This window comes from Pseudomonas sp. (genome assembly GCF_030696055.1).
Taxonomy (GTDB): Bacteria; Pseudomonadota; Gammaproteobacteria; order Pseudomonadales; family Pseudomonadaceae; genus Aquipseudomonas.
This window is the reverse complement of record NZ_JAUYNP010000103.1, coordinates 1-17224: the sequence shown is the minus strand read 5'-3', so window position 1 is coordinate 17224 and position 17224 is coordinate 1. Positions and strand designations below refer to the sequence as shown.

At 62.6% G+C, this 17224-nt stretch carries 18 protein-coding genes; 10 read left to right on the top strand and 8 right to left on the bottom strand.

Annotation, left to right across the window (positions count from 1 at the left end; all coding sequences use genetic code 11):
- The first annotated feature begins 754 nt into the window (after positions 1 to 754).
- A complete protein-coding gene (locus tag Q8Q83_RS06260; RefSeq protein WP_305622100.1) occupies positions 755 to 970 on the top strand; it encodes a hypothetical protein in 216 nt (71 codons plus the stop codon).
- A 356-nt stretch (positions 971 to 1326) separates the two neighbouring features.
- Positions 1327 to 2919: an NAD(P)/FAD-dependent oxidoreductase gene (locus Q8Q83_RS06255; RefSeq protein ID WP_305622098.1), complete on the top strand. Its 1593-nt coding sequence runs from the start codon at positions 1327 to 1329 to the stop codon at positions 2917 to 2919.
- 456 nt (positions 2920 to 3375) lie between these two features.
- Here Q8Q83_RS06255 and Q8Q83_RS06250 read toward each other — a convergent pair whose 3' ends face one another.
- The 3 genes from Q8Q83_RS06250 to Q8Q83_RS06240 all read right to left on the bottom strand — a co-directional run bounded on the left by Q8Q83_RS06250 (position 3376) and on the right by Q8Q83_RS06240 (position 5440).
- Positions 3376 to 3843: an RES family NAD+ phosphorylase gene (locus Q8Q83_RS06250; protein WP_305622097.1), complete on the bottom strand. Its 468-nt coding sequence runs from the start codon at positions 3841 to 3843 to the stop codon at positions 3376 to 3378.
- Positions 3843 to 4370: an antitoxin Xre/MbcA/ParS toxin-binding domain-containing protein gene (locus Q8Q83_RS06245; protein ID WP_305622095.1), complete on the bottom strand. Its 528-nt coding sequence runs from the start codon at positions 4368 to 4370 to the stop codon at positions 3843 to 3845. Before Q8Q83_RS06245 ends, Q8Q83_RS06250 begins: the two co-directional genes overlap by 1 nt.
- Before the next feature lie 302 nt (positions 4371 to 4672).
- Complete coding sequence (locus Q8Q83_RS06240; RefSeq protein ID WP_305622093.1) at positions 4673 to 5440, bottom strand: ABC transporter substrate-binding protein; 768 nt, start codon at positions 5438 to 5440, stop codon at positions 4673 to 4675.
- Positions 5441 to 5576: 136 nt separating this feature from the next.
- On the opposite strand from Q8Q83_RS06240, the gene Q8Q83_RS06235 reads away from it, so the two are divergent.
- Both Q8Q83_RS06235 and Q8Q83_RS06230 read left to right on the top strand, forming a co-directional pair.
- Positions 5577 to 6284: a DUF4349 domain-containing protein gene (locus Q8Q83_RS06235; RefSeq protein WP_305622091.1), complete on the top strand. Its 708-nt coding sequence runs from the start codon at positions 5577 to 5579 to the stop codon at positions 6282 to 6284.
- A 67-nt stretch (positions 6285 to 6351) separates the two neighbouring features.
- Positions 6352 to 7056, top strand: coding sequence for a GGDEF domain-containing protein (locus Q8Q83_RS06230; protein WP_371132370.1), 705 nt, complete (start codon positions 6352 to 6354; stop codon positions 7054 to 7056).
- A 73-nt stretch (positions 7057 to 7129) separates the two neighbouring features.
- Here Q8Q83_RS06230 and Q8Q83_RS06225 read toward each other — a convergent pair whose 3' ends face one another.
- Positions 7130 to 7855 carry an endonuclease gene (locus tag Q8Q83_RS06225; RefSeq protein ID WP_305622089.1) on the bottom strand — a complete coding sequence of 242 codons (726 nt, stop codon included), beginning with the start codon at positions 7853 to 7855 and terminating at the stop codon, positions 7130 to 7132.
- A gap of 430 nt (positions 7856 to 8285) precedes the next feature.
- Between Q8Q83_RS06225 and Q8Q83_RS06220 the strand changes: the two genes are divergently transcribed.
- Entirely contained in the window at positions 8286 to 9020 is a 735-nt protein-coding gene (locus Q8Q83_RS06220; RefSeq protein ID WP_371132369.1) for a hypothetical protein, read from the top strand.
- Between the two features lie 13 nt (positions 9021 to 9033).
- Here the strand turns inward: Q8Q83_RS06220 and Q8Q83_RS06215 are convergent, their stop codons facing one another.
- The 4 genes from Q8Q83_RS06215 to Q8Q83_RS06200 form a co-directional block, all read right to left on the bottom strand.
- The gene (locus Q8Q83_RS06215; RefSeq protein WP_305622087.1) at positions 9034 to 9234 is read right to left on the bottom strand and encodes a hypothetical protein; all 201 of its coding nucleotides are present in this window, start codon (positions 9232 to 9234) and stop codon (positions 9034 to 9036) included.
- Positions 9235 to 9264: 30 nt separating this feature from the next.
- Positions 9265 to 9987 (bottom strand): ABC transporter substrate-binding protein, encoded by a 723-nt coding sequence (locus Q8Q83_RS06210; RefSeq protein WP_305622085.1) that lies wholly within the window; start codon positions 9985 to 9987, stop codon positions 9265 to 9267.
- A 221-nt stretch (positions 9988 to 10208) separates the two neighbouring features.
- Positions 10209 to 10550 (bottom strand): zinc ribbon domain-containing protein YjdM, encoded by a 342-nt coding sequence (locus Q8Q83_RS06205; RefSeq protein ID WP_305622083.1) that lies wholly within the window; start codon positions 10548 to 10550, stop codon positions 10209 to 10211.
- 228 nt (positions 10551 to 10778) lie between these two features.
- Positions 10779 to 11072: a hypothetical protein gene (locus Q8Q83_RS06200; protein WP_305622081.1), complete on the bottom strand. Its 294-nt coding sequence runs from the start codon at positions 11070 to 11072 to the stop codon at positions 10779 to 10781.
- Between the two features lie 592 nt (positions 11073 to 11664).
- Between Q8Q83_RS06200 and Q8Q83_RS06195 the strand changes: the two genes are divergently transcribed.
- From Q8Q83_RS06195 to Q8Q83_RS06175, 5 genes are all read left to right on the top strand, one after another.
- A complete protein-coding gene (locus Q8Q83_RS06195) occupies positions 11665 to 12891 on the top strand; it encodes a methyl-accepting chemotaxis protein (protein WP_305622079.1) in 1227 nt (408 codons plus the stop codon).
- Between the two features lie 12 nt (positions 12892 to 12903).
- Positions 12904 to 13272, top strand: a complete 369-nt coding sequence (locus tag Q8Q83_RS06190; RefSeq protein WP_305622077.1) for a response regulator — start codon at positions 12904 to 12906, stop codon at positions 13270 to 13272.
- Between the two features lie 20 nt (positions 13273 to 13292).
- The gene (locus tag Q8Q83_RS06185) at positions 13293 to 13619 is read left to right on the top strand and encodes a lipid asymmetry maintenance protein MlaB (RefSeq protein WP_305622076.1); all 327 of its coding nucleotides are present in this window, start codon (positions 13293 to 13295) and stop codon (positions 13617 to 13619) included.
- A 23-nt stretch (positions 13620 to 13642) separates the two neighbouring features.
- On the top strand, positions 13643 to 15853 hold the full coding sequence (locus Q8Q83_RS06180; protein ID WP_305622075.1) for a chemotaxis protein CheA: 2211 nt from the start codon (positions 13643 to 13645) through the stop codon (positions 15851 to 15853).
- Between the two features lie 241 nt (positions 15854 to 16094).
- A partial coding sequence (locus Q8Q83_RS06175) for a methyl-accepting chemotaxis protein (RefSeq protein WP_305622073.1) occupies positions 16095 to 17224 on the top strand: 1130 nt, incomplete at its 3' end.

The following is a 17224-nucleotide window of genomic DNA, read 5'->3' as shown; positions in this document are numbered from 1 at the left end:
AGTGCTTACGGTGGCGTGGTTCGACCGGTTGGGTCTACCTCGACTCTACTGACCTCAACTTCTCGAACCGCCCGGTGCGGACCCGCATGCCGGGTGGTGTGGCAGGGGCGCGGCCAGATGGCCGCCTCCTATGCCGATTTGGCAAACGCCCCAAAAGTAAGCAAAAGGTCTTGCCCCTTGCATCCGGCCCGCCTGCGGCGGGTTCCCTCGCTTCATCATTGCTCCAGGGGCCGGCGTACAAGGGCCGTCCCTGGCCCTTTACGCCTCTCGCCGCATCCATGCGGCTCGCTCCCTTGCACAACGATTCCGCTCGGCCTTCTGAATGGGGCGGTTGGCGTCGTCTGTGAGATTGGGGGGTAACCAAAAGCAGAGCCACAGCTCTGGCTTTTGCCTTTCGCTCTGCCGTCCACAAATCGCCCAAACAACGCGGTCCCCGAATCCCGTCAGGAGGCCGAGCGTAGGTGCTGTGGAGAGGGGCGTTTGGCATGGATGCCAAACGAGGCATGTCGGGCCATGGATGGCCCGTCTTGCCGACCCTCGGAACAGCACCGGAGCGAGGGGAGTTGAGCGCAGCGAAACCCGGATGTCGGGCGCGCTTTCTCTTTGGTTACTTTCTCTTTGCGCGCGCAAAGAGAAAGTAACTCGGCGTAAAGCCGAAACCAGTAAGTAGAGTCAATCAATCTGCGGTGGGGTGCCTGCGATAAACAGACCGGCGCAGCTTTGCGCTCAGCTTGGCTCCTTGATGGGTATCGCCATGCTCAACCCATCCTACGGCAGCAGGATGAGCCGCAAGCAGGCGCGGATGTGGCAGTCCTGGGAGGACTACATGCATTTCTGGTGTCAGCGCGAAGATTTCCGCGCCTTGCTGCCCGCCCTGCTCGAAGGCGAAGACCCGGACTTTAGCCTGCATCTGCTACGCATTGCCGATATCGAGGCCAAGGCGGCGCTGCCGCATGCCGCTCCGGCTTAACCCGTATCGGGCAACCAGCGGCGGATGGTCTGCGATATACCGGCCGGCGCAGTCCGTAGGGCGGGTGCAACCCGCCATGCGTCTTTCGGCTATCGATTTAATCGAACGCAGCCTTCTCTATTTAGAATTTGCCTGCCTTTTTAGCCGCGTCTAGCCTACGGGCTTCTTCGCGCGGCTCAATCCAGTCGTGAGGCGTTGGCGTCCCATCATCAGTGCCTGAATGCCCGGCGTTGCTGGGACTGACGCCTCTTGGTGGCGGTCAGGAGGTACGCGCTATCCGACCTCGCGCTGCGCTATCCGCGCGCCAACGTAGTTGTTCTATGCAGTCCGATACCAATAACAACGGAGATTGATAGATGGCTCGTACACCTTTGCTCAGCCGCTTGCAGGCCCTTAGCCGCCTGGCCGGCAGCACCCCAGAAAGTACGGATTTCCACCACGCCCTGGCCTTGCAGCGCTCGCGCCGCGAGGTGCTCAAGGCCGCCGGCATTGCTGGCGTGCTGCTGGCCAGCGCCAGCCTGCCCAGGTTTTCCGAGGCGGCGCCGAGCGGCGGCTCGGGCAGTATCGGCGTGGCGGTGATAGGTGCCGGTTTGGCCGGCCTGAGCAGCGCTTATGAGCTGAAGAAAAGCGGCGTCAGCGCAACCGTCTTCGAGGCGGCCACCCGCCTGGGCGGGCGCTGCTTCAGCAATCGCAGTACCTTCCCCGGGCAGATCGCCGAGAACGGCGGCGAGCTGATCGACGGCTACCATGTGGAAACCCTGCGGCTGGCCAAGGAGCTGGGCCTGCAGGTGGATGACCTGTTGGCCTACGACCAGGCCCAGGGCGGCGAGGACATCTACTTCTTCCAGGGCCAGCGCTACAGCCTCGCGGAGGCCTACAGCGATTTCCAAACGATCCAGGCGCAGCTCGCCAGCGAGGTCAAGGCCGCACCGTTCCCCACCCTGTGGAACAGCTATACCGCGCGCGGGCTGGTGCTGGACAAGATGAGCATCAGCGAGTGGATCAACCGCTATGTGCCCGGCGGCACCACCTCGCGCCTGGGCCGCCTGCTCGATGTGGCCTACGAGATCGAATACGGCGCGGCGTGCAGCCAGCAAAGCGCGCTTAACCTGATTTACCTGCTGGGCTACTCCAGCAAGCAGAATCTGGAGATGTTCGGCGAGTCCGATGAGCGCTACCACATCCGCGGCGGCAACGATCAACTGGTCAGCGGCATGGCCAGCCGCCTCGACGCCAGCCAGATCAAACTGGGGCATGAGCTGACGCGCATCAGCCTCAACCCGGACGCCAGCTATAGCCTCGACTTCAACACCAGCAAGGGCCCGCTGCGGGTGATCGCCCAGCAGGTGGTGATGGCCATTCCCTTCAGCATCCTGCGCAGCAGCGTGGATTTTTCCGCGGCCGGTTTCGATGCGCGCAAGCTCCTGGCCATCCGCACTATGCCGATGGGCAATAGCAGCAAGTTCCAGCTGCAGTTCCGCCAGCGCATCTGGCGCCAGCAGAACAGCAATGGTTCGAGCTACTCCGACACCGGCTATCAGGACACCTGGGAAGTCACCCGCGGCCAGGCGGGTAGCGAGGGCGTGCTGAACAACTTCACCGGCGGCGCGACCGCCGTGGCGATGAACAACGCCTCGCTGGATATCAAGGCGGCGCAGTTCCTCGGCCAGTTGGAACGGGTGCTACCGGGCATCAGCAACGAGTGGAATGGCCGGGCGATTCTCAACTACTGGCCGGGCTACCGCTGGACCAAGGGTGCCTACGGTTACTACGCACCGGGCAACTACACGGCCTTTGTCGGCTATGAAGGCACCCGCCAGGGCAACTGCCATTTCTGCGGCGAGCACACTTCTATCGAGTCCCAGGGCTACCTCAACGGCGCGGTCGAAACTGGCCAACGCTGCGCCACGGAGATACTGGCCGACCTCAAGGCCATGCAGGTCGCCTGAGTACCGCATCATAGGTTAAAGGCACGGCTCAGGCCGTGCCGAGTCAGGCAGCATCCGGGATAGAAAGGCCAGTCGAGAGACTGGCCTTTTTGCGTGGAGGCTTGATGGGTAGCTCTCTACCAACCCATCCTAGGGTTATCTGTAGGACGGAGTTGTTTTGCGGGTCGCGGTTTACCCGCCATGTCGAACTGGGTCGGTGCGATCTTCATGACGGTGGTGTGGATGGCTTGGTTCATTGATCACCTCGATTGGCGTGATGGTCGCCGCCGGCAGATGCCGTAGCTGGTGTGGCCATGCTCGGGCTTGATGCACAGTGCCACCAGACGCTCAGCTCAAGAAGCAAAGATGCGAATCGACCATTAATCCCATCCGGGGCCCAGTGTGGTCATCCACCAACGGGATACCGATCTTTAGCGCCGAAATCGGTGATGGTGCTGGCTGAGCACACACCTGGCTTTAGGGGGCTGTGCGGTTGGAGAACATTCTAGGGTCGTAGAAAAAGTCTTGAACCTCGATTACCCGCAGACGGCTTGCGGCCGGATGTCTGGGGTTGATCACTATGTTGCGCTCAGCCGGTAAGACAGATGACGGGACGATCAAGCCGAGATGGCTACGCGACATGAGCCACCTGGTGCCGAAATCCATGCTGGCGCGATCGGCCGGTTTCGAATCCCAGCCATCGGGTAGGTCCTCCGGCTCAAGATACAGGTCTGGCTCGTCGGGTAACTCAATCCGAGTCAGCTTCATCTGAACAGTCGGTGGCCCAGAAGCGTTCACAAATGCTTCAAGGCAGCAGATTGCCGGGGTGAGCCCCAAATACAGGGCCGGAACGTCGGTATCGTTCCAGCGCCCACCTGCGATAGCAGCACCATTACCGCTAAGGTCGTTGGCATGCTTGGCCTTCCCTACGCGCCAGGCCTGCATCAGACCACGTTGCCCCATTCGATGGCGTGCAGGACTCGCCGAACCTGGGTCGCACCAATCTCAGTCTCACAGAGCCTGATAGGCGGCTCATTGCCCAGTGCCATGTTCGGCATCGACAACCAGTCAGCCGCTTTGGTCTGGTCCTCGAACACCTCATCGGCAAGGCTGGCGATGACGGCGATCCGATCCAGCCGCTCAGAAGCCACCGGGTCCAGGTTCTGCTTTTGGCGCAGGCGACGCTCCAGTGTCGACATGGACAGGTTGAAGATCGACTCAGTGTCTGCGGCCGATAGGCGTAGCGCAGAACGGGCAAAGAGCACAAAGGCCGGCTCAAAGCCGATCTTGATCGTATTCAGGCGGGAGATCTCCGCGGAACTTGAGACTGCATGCGCGAATTCCCAAAAGGCGACGATCAGGTCGGTCTTAACGGCTTGGCTTTTGCCCAGCCTGCTCAGCATGCGGGACTGCGATTGGGTGCTGACTTTGACGGCAGGCTTCGTGGGGCGGGCTTGCGTGCGGGTGATCATGGGTGCCTCTTCAAATGACGATATTGATAGCGTCATTTGCAGTATAGGCAGGGGGGGAGTGTGGCGCTATGGGAATCTTCTTGCTCTGAGTTCGGGTGTGATCCCAGCTATATGCTCAGCTCGGAGCGCCAGACCTGCGTCGGCGAGCCACTGCTGAAGGACAGACTCCAGCAGCTCATGTGCTTGGATCGCCGGCTGCATAAGCAGGGAATTCGCGCGCATTCACCTGGATATATGGTGGCAGCTTGCGGGCTGAGCGCTGGCGCTGGGCTATTGCTGGCCTGGCTTTCCAGCCCGGCCTGTTAGCGCTGCCAATCACTCAGGCCATAGGCCGACAGAATCTGCTGCAGCACGCCGCTGCGGCGGATTTCGCGCATGCCTTGGTCGAACAGGCGGGCGTAGGCCTCGCGTTGCGGGTGCTGTGGTGAGATGGCCATATAGGCCAGGGTGCCGTCCCGGCAGCCGGCTTGGCGCAGCGAGTTTCCGGGGTTTTGCAGTTGGGTGTAATTGACCAGGCTCTCTTCCTCGATAAAGGTGTCGAAGCGTTTCAGCTGCAGCTGCTTGATCAGGCGCAGGGTCAGGTCGTTGCCGGAGTGCGGGCGAAAAATGGCCGGCTGTTGGCGGATCAAGGCATCCAGTTCGTGGCCGTAGGCGTAGTTCTGGATGATGCCTACCTGACGCGGCGCCAGGCTGGCCAGGTCCAGGTAGTTCCAGTCGTCATCGGCGCGGGTGTAGAAGCAGAAGCGGTTGAAGGACACGGCCTGCTCGGGGTAGGTGAAGTCCGGGGCTTCGTCCTTGAAGGTCGAGGGGCTGGCGCTGTAGCGGCCGCTGCGCACGCCGGCGAGGGCGCGGCTGTAGTTCTCGTTGACCAGGCGCACCGAGATGCCGTGGCGGGCAAAGATCCAGCGAATGATGTCGACGGTAAAGCCTTCCTGGGGCGCCCCGGCGGTGCAGCTGAACGGGCACCAGTAGGCGGGCGAGACCAGGGTGATTTCTTCTGCTTGAGCCGCGCCAAGTAGTGAACTCCACAACAGGGCCGCCATGGCCACGTGGCGTTGCAGGGCGCGCATGCTGTCCATCCCTTATTTTGCTGATTAGCAGAGCTTAGCCTGCCGCTCCGGTGGCGATGCCCATCAGGACAAGAGCGCTCTGCCCCCGTATGATCGGCGCCGGCTCAATAATCGCCAACTAGCGAGGTCTTTAAGGATGAAGCAGTACCTGAACCCATGGATCTATATGACCGTGCTGCTGTTGCTGGGCACACTTGTTGGGTGCTCATCCAAGGGCGGTGATGTGGCGGGGGCGGCGGCTGCCGCCGAAGCGGCCACCAGTGCGCCGCTGCAAGGCAAGGCCACGGGGCGCTTGCTGGTGTGGACGGCCAGTTTCTCCCTGGAAGTTGCGGACCTGCCCAAGGCCAAGGCGCAGCTCAGTGAGCGCCTGCTGGCGCTGGGTGGCTATGTCGAGGAAAGCAGCGACTATGGCGAGTATCGCCAGCAGTTGGTCTTCCGCGTGCCCAAGGATGCCTTCGAGGCGGCCCTGGGCAATATCGAGCAGAGCGGTAAGGTGCTGTCGCGCCACGTCAAGGGTGAGGATGTCACCGAGCAGTATGTGGATGTCGAAACTCGCCTGGCCAACAATCGCGCCCTGCGTGATCGGCTCAAGGGCTTGCTCGGCCAGGCCCGGGACGTAAAGGATATTCTGCAGATCGAGAGCGAGCTCAACCGCATCCAGTCCGAGATCGACTCTATGGACGCGCGCATGCGTATCCTCAAGGACCAGATTCAGCTGGCCACGCTCAGCGTCGAGCTGCGCCAGCAGGTCACGGCAAAGCCCGCGACCATTTATGGCCCACTCGGCTATCTGTACAAGGGTGCCGAATGGTTTATCACCAAGCTGTTTATCATTCGCGAGTGAGGGCGGCTGGCTCCAGCCGGCTTGTCCAAGGCAGACTATGCGTGCGTCGCACCTGGGGGAGGGGATGGTGATTCGATTCTTGATGCTGTTGGGGCTGCTGCCCACCGGGTTGGCCTGGGCCGGTGCGGCGGTTGAAGTAACTACCGTCGACACTGTGGATGGCCGGCTGCTCGGCGAGTTGCTGCTGGTGTTGGCCGTGGCGCTGCTGACCAGCCTGTTCTGGGGCCTCAAGTTGCGCGGCCTCCAGCGCCAGCTGCAGGTCAGGGCGCAGACCGATGCCCTCACCGGGCTGGCCACGCGGGTGGCGCTGGATAGCCGTTTCGCCATCTGCCATGAACAGGCGCAGCGCTACGCGCGGCCGTTCACCCTGATCCTGTTGGATATCGACCATTTCAAGCGGGTCAATGATGAACTGGGTCACCGGCTCGGTGACGAGGTGCTGCGGGAGTTCGGCCAGCTGTTGCAAGAGTGCATCCGTGGCAGCGATGGCCTGGGGCGCTGGGGCGGCGAGGAGTTCCTGCTGCTCTGCCCGGAAACCACGCTGGAGCAGGCGGTGGCCTTTGCCGAACGCATCTGCGCGCGGGCGCGAACCTATAAGTTCGCCAGCGGCCGGCAACAGACCCTGAGTGGCGGCGTGGTCGAACTGATGCCCGGCGATACCCTGGACGCCTTGCTGCAACGGGCCGAGGCGGCTCTCGCGCAGGCCAAGAATCAGGGTCGCGACCGGGTGTGCTTTACCGCCAATGATGAACTGGATGACTTGCCCCTTTAAGCGGCGCTCACCCGCCAGCCAGATCTAGTCCATCCGGCAGAGGGATGACCCAGGTTGGGGCGCGCAGCTGCGCTTAGCCGCTAGTGCGCGGGCTCTCGCCGGCGCGGCGCAGCGGTCCGCAGCGGGCGTTGTCGAGCGCGCCGACATAGGGGTTGCCGTGGCCCATGACGCAGCCGACTTTCTGGTTGCGCCAGCGCTCCCAGTCGCTGATCGGATATTGCCGGTTCCAGGCTTCGTAGGTGCGCCGGTCCAGCTTGGACAGGCGCAGCTGGTAGTGATCGGCCATATACAGGTAGATGCGCGCCGAAGCGCCGCGGACCCGTTCCGGCGGCATGGCGGTTTTCGCCTTGAAGTCGACCACCATGGGGCAGGCGCCGTACTGCCTGGGTTGTGCGCTGAGCATGCCGAGGGCGAAGTTGGAGCGGTCGCCATTGACCTCGCCGATGCTCGGCACCAGGTTGTGCAGGTCGGCCTCGGCGGCCTTGAATGCGGCGTCGGTGCGCGCGCAGTTCTTCCGTCCACCCTGTTGCCAGCACTGGCGCTGATGGCCGATCACCCAGGCCGGCACCACATGCTCCCATTCCAGGCGTTGCGCGCGGCGCAGTTGTTTGCGCGGTGTGTAGCCGCAGCTGGCCAGGTCCACCCGGTTGCCGTTGTAGGCGCAGCCGCAATAGAAGGTGCTGGGGCGTTCGGCATACAGGCGCCAGGCGATCTTCTTGGCGGCGGCGAAGTTGTGCGGGGCATCGGCAGCGGCGGGCAGGCATAACAGCAGGCAGAGTAAGGCAAGCAGGCGCGACATGGGCAACTCGACGGGAGAACCTGCTCACGATCAGCTGCGCGTCGGCTAAACGGCGTTGAAAACGACCTCGGAATGCTCATTTACAGCTCGTAAACTCCGCTTCCTCGGCCGTTTTCGCCACCGTTCATCTCTAGCTCGCAAGATCGTGAACAGGCTCTAGAAAGCCGCGCAGCATAACCGCATTGGCGGGTCGGCGCGGCGGCTTTATCGGCCGTTTGCCGCTGGCTTGGCTATTTATCGGGTTGCTTTAAGTTGTGTCGCTAGGTGCTTGATTGCGTTAGAGGTCATGCGCGTTGCGCAAAAAATAGACAAGCTGGGTTTTGTTGCTAGCGTTACCCCATCAGAGTGCTGCGGATGAGCGCGTCTTATGGGCTATGGGCATTGGTTTCTCGCGGTGGCTGGCTGCGCTGCGCACCAGGTTGCTTGGCCTTTGCCGCAGCGGTCTGGGCTGCTGGTGCGGCTGGTGTTGCTCGCGCTGCTGGGGCTGGGCGTCAGCGCTTGCGCCAGCCGCCAAGACCATCAGTCGATCGTCAGCAACCGCAGCCCGATCAAGCCGACCGAGTTCCTGCAGAGCCACGCCGATCGTATGGCCACCATCGGCATGCGCAATAACCTCAACAGCCTGTATCGCCTGATGGACAAGCTCTATCTGCGCAACCCGCAGGAGTGGCGCAAGACCGGCCTGGCCGATGTGGGCGCGGCCAAGCGCGCGGTGCACCAGGCCATCGAGCAGGACCAGCCGCTGGCCGAGTTGGGCGGGCGTAAGCATGTCGCCGCCCTGGGTTATGCGCTAAGCGCCGAGTACCGGGGCGATCGGGTCGGGGCCTTTATCTATGCCATTGCCAGCATGCTGATTACCGCCCACGGTGGACGCACCGAGTTCTACCTGATCGATTCGCTGGATGCGCAGTTCGTCCACAATGCCGCGCGCAATATCGAAAAGGCCAACTGGATGCTCGCCAACCGCCGCGACAGCGCGGGCAAGCCCTGGCTGCTGTCCAATGAGATCTCCAACGAGGGTTACAACCTCAGCTACGCGGTGGAGTTCGGCAAGATAGTCGCGCGTCTGGATCTGCTGACCGATGTGCTGGATGAGCGTTACCGGCGCATCGGGGTGAACTACGCCCAGGGTGTGCTGTTCCTCAACTTTTTGCCGGTGCAGTAGGCGCTGGGTGCGCTCAGTAGTCCTGTGCTTCCAGGCGCTTGGTGCTCTGCTCGTTGGCTGCATCGATCTGCTGTTTGAGTTGTTCCATCTGCTGTTGCGCCTGTTTGGCTTGTTCCGCCTGCAGCTTGGCGGTCACGGCGGTTTCACCGGCGCCGCAGGCGCTCAGGGCCAGCAGGCTGGGCAGGATCAGCAGGGATAACAACAAGGTGCGCATGGCGGGCTCCGGGCTAGTGAGTGTTGGCTATTATTGCCAGCGTTGGTAGATGACATCCAGCGCGCCGGCTTGTCGTAAGCGCTCCAGCGCGGCCGAGAACCGGCTGGCGCGGGCGGTATCGCCCTTGGCGAAGGCCACATAGCGCGGCATTTCCACCAGGGGTTTGGGCAGGATGCGTACAGTCTTCTCGGCGCGCTGCTCACGGACGAAATACAGCAGTTGCACGCGGTCGCCGATGATGATGTCGATACGTCCGGCCAGCAGCATCGAGACCAATTGCCGCGGGTTATGCGCGCTGGTATCGCGGGCTAGATCGGCCTGGTCGAAGGCCGACTGGTAGACGTAACCCCTGACCTGGCCGATCACGTAGGGCGACAGGTCGTCGAGTTCGTTCCAGTCGCTGATCGCGGTCTTGCCGGTGGTCATAAAGATGGTGGAGCCGGTGCGAAGAGGGCCGGCCAACTCATATTGCTGCATGCGTTCGGGGGTGCCGGCAAACTGGAAGGCCATCTCGGCATCGCCGCGCGCCAACATGCGCTTGACTCTTTCAAAGGGGTATAGGCGCAGCGTGTAGGGGATCTTGGCTTCATGCATCACCGCCGCGACCAACTCTACATCCAGGCCGAGCGGACGGTCATCGTCGGCGGTGACATAGCTGTAGGGGGCGAACTGCTCGTCACCCACCACGCGCCATTCCTCGGCCAGCAAGACCGGGTGGGCCGCCAGGAGCAGGCACAGCAGCAGCGTACGCATGCGGGCCTCCACAGCATCCGAAGCAGCAGACAGCAGTCGAATAGACCGCGCTGCTTATTATTTAGCCTAGCCAATAGGCGTCGGAATGCCCGGCAGCTGGTCGGCTCAGACCGAAGCAGGGTAGCCGCGGGCACGCGCTTTTTTCTGGTAGATAGCAGCAAAAAGCCCCGGTTTTTTAGGCCGGGGCTGGGGGTAGTCGCGCAGCAGATACGAACAGGTTTTTAGACCTTGCGGACAAACTCGGACTTGAGCTTCATCGCGCCTATGCCGTCGATCTTGCAGTCGATGTCATGGTCGCCGTCGCACAGGCGGATGCCTTTGACCTTGGTGCCGACCTTGACCACCAGGGAGGAGCCTTTGACCTTGAGGTCCTTGATCACTGTGATGGTGTCGCCGTCCTGCAGCACGTTGCCCACCGAGTCCTTGATCACCTTGGCGTCGTCCGCCGCGTCAGCCGCAGCAGTGGCCGACCATTCGTGGGCGCACTCGGGGCAGACCAGCTGCGCGCCGTCTTCATAGGTGTATTCGGAATTGCATTTGGGGCAGGGCGGCAACGTGCTCACGAGAGGTCCTCGGGTTCGGGAGAAATTAAAGCCGCATATTGTATAGGGTTTTGCCGCCGTTTGAGGAGCCGATGCTGTTTTGTGCCAAGCCTTGCGCAGGCCAAGCGCCGATAGGGTGTTTTTAACGCCCTATCGGCACGTAATTTTCAATGAGTTCAGCGCGGCGCCTGCGGGAGCGCCGAGGTCCTGGCCTACACTCCCGCATCGCGTGGAATTGACGGGGGGCTGCTACCAGCGGCGGTAGTCGCGGTCGCGGCGGTGATGCCGGTGATGGTGCTTGTGATGCCATGGCCGGTAATAGCGCTGCTCCACCACCACGGGATACGGCTGGTACACCGGATAGGGCTCGTAGTACACCGGCGGTGGGGCGGCCTCGATGTAGACCGGGTATCGACCGCTGGCCAGCACGCCGCCGACCACGGCCCCCACCACAGCTCCGGCAATCAGCGCGTGTCTATCCGAACCATGGTCGGCTGCCGCCGGGCCTGCTAGCGCCAGGCTGCCGATAAGCACAGCGAGCACGGGAATACGGCCAATCATGAGTCAATACTCCTTCAGGTGGTCGGCATTAGCCGCTTACCAGTTTTGACCGCGTATTGGATGAAAATTCACCAGCTGCTTATGTAAAGCTTAAGTAAAGCCCGTGGCTTGGCTGGACAAGGCGAGGGAGTGACCTGCGCCCGGCCAGTTCGCCTCGCTCAAGTGCCGCGCCAACGGATAAACGGTACTCGGCCGTCAGGAATTTTCCCCGAGCCTTGACTAGGCTCCTTAGCACATGACTGCCAGCAGTAAGGAGGCATGCCCGTGCGCCGCGAGGAGGCAGCCTGTTTGTAGGCTCATTCACGGTCCAGAATCTCTGCTCAATCGGCTCGCACATCGAACTAGCCATTGGTCAGATTCGACTCGGCGAGAGGCACTGGCACCTTGCCAGGCAATGGCCTACAGCTAGTATTCAAGACAGCCGAACGGGACGTTCGTACCCTAAGCTCCACGCCCTGTTTGGCTCAAAACGCCGTACTTGCAACGGCTCGGCTGCAAGCAAATGGCCGAGTCCCTTTGCCCCCTGTGACATGTTTGGCCGCTCGAATGGAGCGATTTGATTAAGGATGATTCCATGTCTTCCTATGACATCAGCCGTAACTTTGTCCCTGTTCGTCCTAACTCCACTGCCTTGGTTTGGCCCGTCCTGGCGATTGCCCTGGGCGGCGCTGGGTTGCTCCTGGCCTTTACCGGCTTGGCGACCCTGCCGCTGCTGGCCGCCCTGGTTCTGCTTGCCTGTGCGGGTGGCGCCAGCTTGTGGCTGGTGAGCAGCCAGCGCCGCCTGTTCGAGCAGGCGTTGAGCCAGGTGCATGCCAGCAGCCTGAGCCAGCACCAGGCCGCCAGTGCCGCGGCGGCCAGCAATGGTCTGGAGGCGGTGTGCCTGCAGGCGGTGCCGATCTGGACCAAGCAGATCGAGAATGCCCGTAGCCAAACCGAGCAGGCCATAGTCGCCCTGACCCAGCGCTTTTCTGGCATCTACAACAAGCTGGAAGAAGCGGTGCAGACCTCGCAGCAGGCGGCCGGCGACCTGGCCGGCGATGCCCAGGGCGGCGCCCTGGTGGTGCTCGCGCAAAGCGAAACCGAGCTGACCCAGGTGGTCAATTCCCTCGAGGCCACGCAACTTAGCCGCGACCAGATGCTGGAGCAGGTCCGCGGCCTCACCGACTACACCGGCGAGCTGCTGAGCATGGCCAAGGAGGTGGCGGCGATTGCCGCGCAAACCAACCTGCTGGCGCTCAATGCCGCGATCGAAGCCGCCCGCGCGGGCGAGGCTGGGCGTGGTTTCGCCGTGGTGGCCGATGCCGTGCGCAGCTTGTCGAGCCTCTCCAGCGAAACCGGGAAGAAGATGGCCGCCACCGTGGACATCATCAACCGGGCCATCACCCGTCTGGTCGAGGTTGCCGGCAATACCGCGGCGAATGACCACCACTCGGTTGAGGCTTGCGAAGCCAGCATCCAGCACGTGCTGGATCGTTTTCACGGCATTACCCAGCGCCTGTCGGGTTCCACCGAGCTGCTGCGGCAGGAGAGCGTCGGCATTCGCGACGAAATCAGCGAGGTGTTGATCGCCCTGCAATTCCAGGATCGCGTCAGCCAGATCCTGTCCCATGTGCGCGACAACATGGAGGCCTTGCACCAGCACGTGCAGCACGACCGGCGCAACCCCGAGCAGTTGGGGCAGATCGATGCCCAGGCCTGGCTGGCGGGCATGGAGTTGACCTACGCCACCGATGAGCAGCGGCAAATCCATCATGGCAGCAACGCTCGTGCAGCCAAGGAACAGGAAATCACCTTCTTCTAATAGGAGAACAGCATGGCTAAAACCGTAATGGTCGTCGACGACTCCAGCAGCGTGCGCCAAGTGGTCAGCATCGCCTTGAAAGGTGCCGGCTACGAGGTGATCGAAGCCAGCGATGGCAAGGATGCGCTGGCCAAGCTGAACGGGCAGAAGATCCACCTGATGATCAGTGACGTGAACATGCCCAACATGGATGGCATCACCCTGGTCAAGGAGGTGAAGAAGCTGGCCAATTACAAGTTCACCCCCATCATCATGCTGACCACCGAATCCCAGGAGGCCAAGAAGCAGGAAGGCCAAGCGGCGGGGGCCAAGGCCTGGGTGGTCAAACCCTTCCAGCCGGCGCAGATGTTGGCCGCCGTGTCCAAGCTGATCCTGCCTTAGCCGGCTGACTGGGAGGCCTTATGACTATCCGCGTGGAAATGAAAAACGGCATGTGCCTGCTGCGTATAGAAGGCGAGATGAGCATCTATACCGCCGCCGAGCTCAAGTCGCAGCTGCTGCCCCATCTGGGCCTGTCGGGCGAGCTGGAAATCGACCTGTCCCAGGTCAGCGAGCTGGATGGCGCCGGTTTGCAGCTGCTGTTGCTGGCCAAACGCGAGGCCGCGCGCGCCGGTGCCACCCTGCACCTGAGCTGGCACAGCCGGGCCGTGCTCGAGGTCTTCGACCTGTGCAACCTCGCCGGCTTCTTTGGCGACCCCTTGGTGATTTCCTACTCGACCGCTAGCTAAGCACCCTGCAAAAGGAATTCAGCGTGAGCATAAATCTCGATCAGGCCCTGCAGACCTTTCTCGTCGAAGCCCGCGAGCTGTTGCAGGATATGGAAGAGTCGCTGCTGCGGTTGGAGAGCAACCCGAGCGACAGTGATACCCTCGGCGCCATCTTCCGCGCCGCGCACACCATCAAGGGTTCGGCCGGGCTGTTCGGCCTGGACCCCATAGTCGGCTTCACCCATATAGTCGAAGACGTGCTGGATCGCGTGCGCGGCGGTGCGGTCAGCATCGGCGGCGATCTGGTCGCGCTGTTGCTGGAGTGCGGCGACCATATGCAGGAGCTGGTCGAGGTGGTCGCGGGCCAAGGTGGCCAACTGGATAGCGCCGCGCTGGCCCGCGAGGCCGGCCTGCGGCAACGCTTGCAGCGCCATCAAGACGCGCCGCCGGAAGCGCCGACGGCCGCCGTGGCCCAGCGCGATACGGATAAGCTGACCCAGGTTTGCGCAGAGGTAGGCGTGGCCTCCGACCTCTGGCATATCTCCCTGCGCTTCGGTCCGGACGTGCTGCGCAATGGCATGGACCCCCTGTCCTTCCTGCGCTACCTCGGCAGCCAGGGCGAGATCGTCAGCATCAGCACATTGGCCGATGGCATGCCCGCGGCCGATGCGATGGATGCGGAGTCCTGCTACCTCGGCTTCGAGATCGAGTACCAAACCACGGCGGACAAGGCCGGCATCGCCGAAGCCTTCGACTTCGTGCGTGACGACTGCCTGATCCATATCCTGCCGCCGCACAGCAAGCTCGCCGAATATATCGAGCTGATCGAAAACCTGCCGGAAGGCGTTAGCCGCCTCGGCGAGCTGTTGGTCGCGAGTGGCGCCCTCACCCCGCAAGAGCTGGAAAAAGGTCTGCTCGAACAGCGCAGCAATAGCGAGCAGAACATCCCGGCGACGCCCCTGGGCGAAATCCTGGTCGAGCAGCGCTCGGTGGGGCCGGCGCTGGTGCAGGCGGCCCTGGACAAGCAGAACCAGATCCAGGAACACAAGAGCAAGGAAAGCCGCTATATCCGGGTGCAGGCCGACAAACTCGACGAGCTGATCAACCTGGTCGGCGAGCTGGTGATTGCCGGCGCCGGCGCCAGCCTGCTGGCCCGCAGCTGTCACAACGATGCCCTGCAGGAAGCCAGCTCGCGGGTCTCCGGCTTGGTCGAGGAAATCCGCGACGGCGCCCTGCGCCTGCGCATGGTGCCTATCGGCGACACCTTCAACCGTTTCCAGCGGGTGGTGCACGATGTCAGCCACGAACTGGGCAAGGACATCGAACTGCTGATCAGCGGCGCCGAGACCGAACTGGACAAGACAGTGGTGGAGAAGATCGGCGATCCGCTGATGCACCTGCTGCGCAATGCCATGGACCACGGCATCGAATCCCCCGAGGAGCGCCAGGCTGTGGGCAAGCCCGGCAAGGGCCAGTTGCGCCTCAACGCCTACCACGACTCCGGCAGCATCGTCATAGAGATCGCCGACGATGGCCGCGGCCTCGACCGCGAACGCATCCTGCACAAGGCCCGCGAGCGGGGCCTGCTGGCGGCGAGCGCGATGCCGTCCGACCAGGACATCTACAACCTGATCTTCGAGCCGGGCTTCTCCACCGCGGCCACTGTCACCAACCTCTCCGGCCGTGGCGTCGGCATGGATGTGGTCAAGCGCAATATCAGCGCCTTGCGCGGCAGCGTGGAACTCGACAGCCAGCCCGGCGCGGGCACCCGGGTGCGTATCCGCCTGCCGTTGACCCTGGCGATCATCGACGGCTTTCTGGTCGGGGTCGGTCAGGCCAGTTACGTGGTGCCCCTGGACATGGTGCAGGAGTGCCTCGAGCTCTCCGACGAGGATCGCCGGGCGAGCCACGAGCGCAGTTATATCGACCTGCGCGGCGAGGTGCTGCCGCTGGTGTTCCTGCGCCAGCACTTCAACGCCGGTGGCAGCGCCGGGCGGCGCGAGAACGTGGTGGTGGTGCGCTGCGCCGAGCACAAGGCCGGCCTGGTGGTGGACGAGTTGCAGGGCGAATTCCAGACCGTGATCAAGCCCCTCGGCAAGCTGTTCAGTGCCCTGCGCGGCATCGGCGGTTCAACCATCCTGGGCAACGGCGCGGTGGCGCTGATTCTCGACGTGCCCGCGCTGGTTCAGCAGATCGTTCACAAGGAAACCCAGAGCGCTGTGCAACAACCCAGACCCTCGGTACTCGCTCGCTAACCATCGCAAGCCTATGCAAGGGCTATAGCAGAGGCCGTGATCGAGCCGTTATCGCGGGCTTGAACGGGACACCGGTGGTTCGACCGGCAACGGCGAGGCAAGGCTGATGCGGGATATGCCGCGTTGTTCAGAATGATCGCAGGGCAGAACGCGCAGCCATTGGCGGCATGCAAGGTTCTGCCAACGCATGGCAGTTTTATCGCATCACCGACTCGTGACGTTTTTTCGAAGGAGAGGGACCATGTTAAAACGATTGCCACTGGGAGTTCGCCTGGCGCTTGGGTTCGGGATGCTGCTGATCTTGCTGGTGATGATGGTGATGGTTGCCATCAGCCGAATGGAGCGTATGCACAAGGACACCGACCGGATAGTTACCCAGGACTGGGTCAAGGCCGAGCTGGCCATGACCATCGATTCCTATGCGCGCGCCAACGCCCGCCGCACCATGGAGCTTTTCCTCGCCACCGACCAGGAGCACAGGGCGAGGATCAAGAAGCATAAGGAGTCGAATAAAAGCGTGATCACGGGGGCGCTGGACAAGCTCGATAGCCTGCTCTACCTGCCGGAAGGCAAGGCGCTAATGCTGAAGATCAGGGAAGCGCGCAGTGCCTATGTCGCCTCGTTCACCCGGGTGGCGCGCTTGCTGGATGAGGGCAAGCACGAAGACGCCCGGCGGTTGTTGAATACGGAAACCATGGCGCTTCTCGATGCATTCCAGGCCCATATCAAGAGTCTGGTGGAGCTGCAGAAGACCCTGGTAAAGCAGAGCGCCATGGAAACGCAGCGTAGTTACGAGGACACGCGCGACCTGATGCTGGCCCTCAGCGCCGCGGCCTTGGCGGCCGGGCTGCTGTTTGCGTTTATCCTGACCCGCGGCATTCTCAGGCAGCTCGGCGGCGAGCCGGAATATGCGGCCGAGATAGTGCGCAGGGTGGCGGAAGGCGACCTGACCCTCGAGATCAAACTACGCCAGGGGGACACCAGCAGTTTGCTGGCCTCCTTGAAGGAGATGGTCGGCAAGCTGTCGCAGATCATCGGCGAGGTGTGCAATGCCGCCGACAACCTAGCCAGTGCCTCCGAGGAAGTCAGCGCCACCGCGCAGTCCATGAGCCAGGCCACCAGCGTACAGGCGGCCAGCGTGGAGGAGACCAGCGCCGCCATCGAGCAGATGAGCGCCAGCATCAACCAGAATACCGAGAACGCCAAGGTCACCGACGGCATGGCCAGCAAGGCCGCCAAGGAAGCCACCGAGGGCGGCGAGTCGGTGCAGCAAACGGTGACGGCGATGAAGCAGATCGCCCTGCGCATCGGCATCATCGATGACATCGCCTACCAGACCAACCTGCTGGCGCTCAATGCGGCCATCGAGGC

Excerpts from the sequence above, each read along its gene's own strand:
- Q8Q83_RS06245 (WP_305622095.1), bottom strand. The coding sequence starts at position 4,370 with ATGATCACCCGCACGCAAGCCCGCCCCACGAAGCCTGCCGTCAAAGTC.
- Q8Q83_RS06195 (WP_305622079.1), top strand. The coding sequence starts at position 11,665 with ATGTCTTCCTATGACATCAGCCGTAACTTTGTCCCTGTTCGTCCTAAC.
- Q8Q83_RS06185 (WP_305622076.1), top strand. The coding sequence starts at position 13,293 with ATGACTATCCGCGTGGAAATGAAAAACGGCATGTGCCTGCTGCGTATA.
- Q8Q83_RS06250 (WP_305622097.1), bottom strand. The coding sequence starts at position 3,843 with ATGCAGGCCTGGCGCGTAGGGAAGGCCAAGCATGCCAACGACCTTAGC.
- Q8Q83_RS06240 (WP_305622093.1), bottom strand. The coding sequence starts at position 5,440 with ATGCGCGCCCTGCAACGCCACGTGGCCATGGCGGCCCTGTTGTGGAGT.
- Q8Q83_RS06225 (WP_305622089.1), bottom strand. The coding sequence starts at position 7,855 with ATGTCGCGCCTGCTTGCCTTACTCTGCCTGCTGTTATGCCTGCCCGCC.
- Q8Q83_RS06260 (WP_305622100.1), top strand. The coding sequence starts at position 755 with ATGCTCAACCCATCCTACGGCAGCAGGATGAGCCGCAAGCAGGCGCGG.
- Q8Q83_RS06190 (WP_305622077.1), top strand. The coding sequence starts at position 12,904 with ATGGCTAAAACCGTAATGGTCGTCGACGACTCCAGCAGCGTGCGCCAA.
- Q8Q83_RS06235 (WP_305622091.1), top strand. The coding sequence starts at position 5,577 with ATGAAGCAGTACCTGAACCCATGGATCTATATGACCGTGCTGCTGTTG.
- Q8Q83_RS06255 (WP_305622098.1), top strand. The coding sequence starts at position 1,327 with ATGGCTCGTACACCTTTGCTCAGCCGCTTGCAGGCCCTTAGCCGCCTG.
- Q8Q83_RS06210 (WP_305622085.1), bottom strand. The coding sequence starts at position 9,987 with ATGCGTACGCTGCTGCTGTGCCTGCTCCTGGCGGCCCACCCGGTCTTG.
- Q8Q83_RS06215 (WP_305622087.1), bottom strand. The coding sequence starts at position 9,234 with ATGCGCACCTTGTTGTTATCCCTGCTGATCCTGCCCAGCCTGCTGGCC.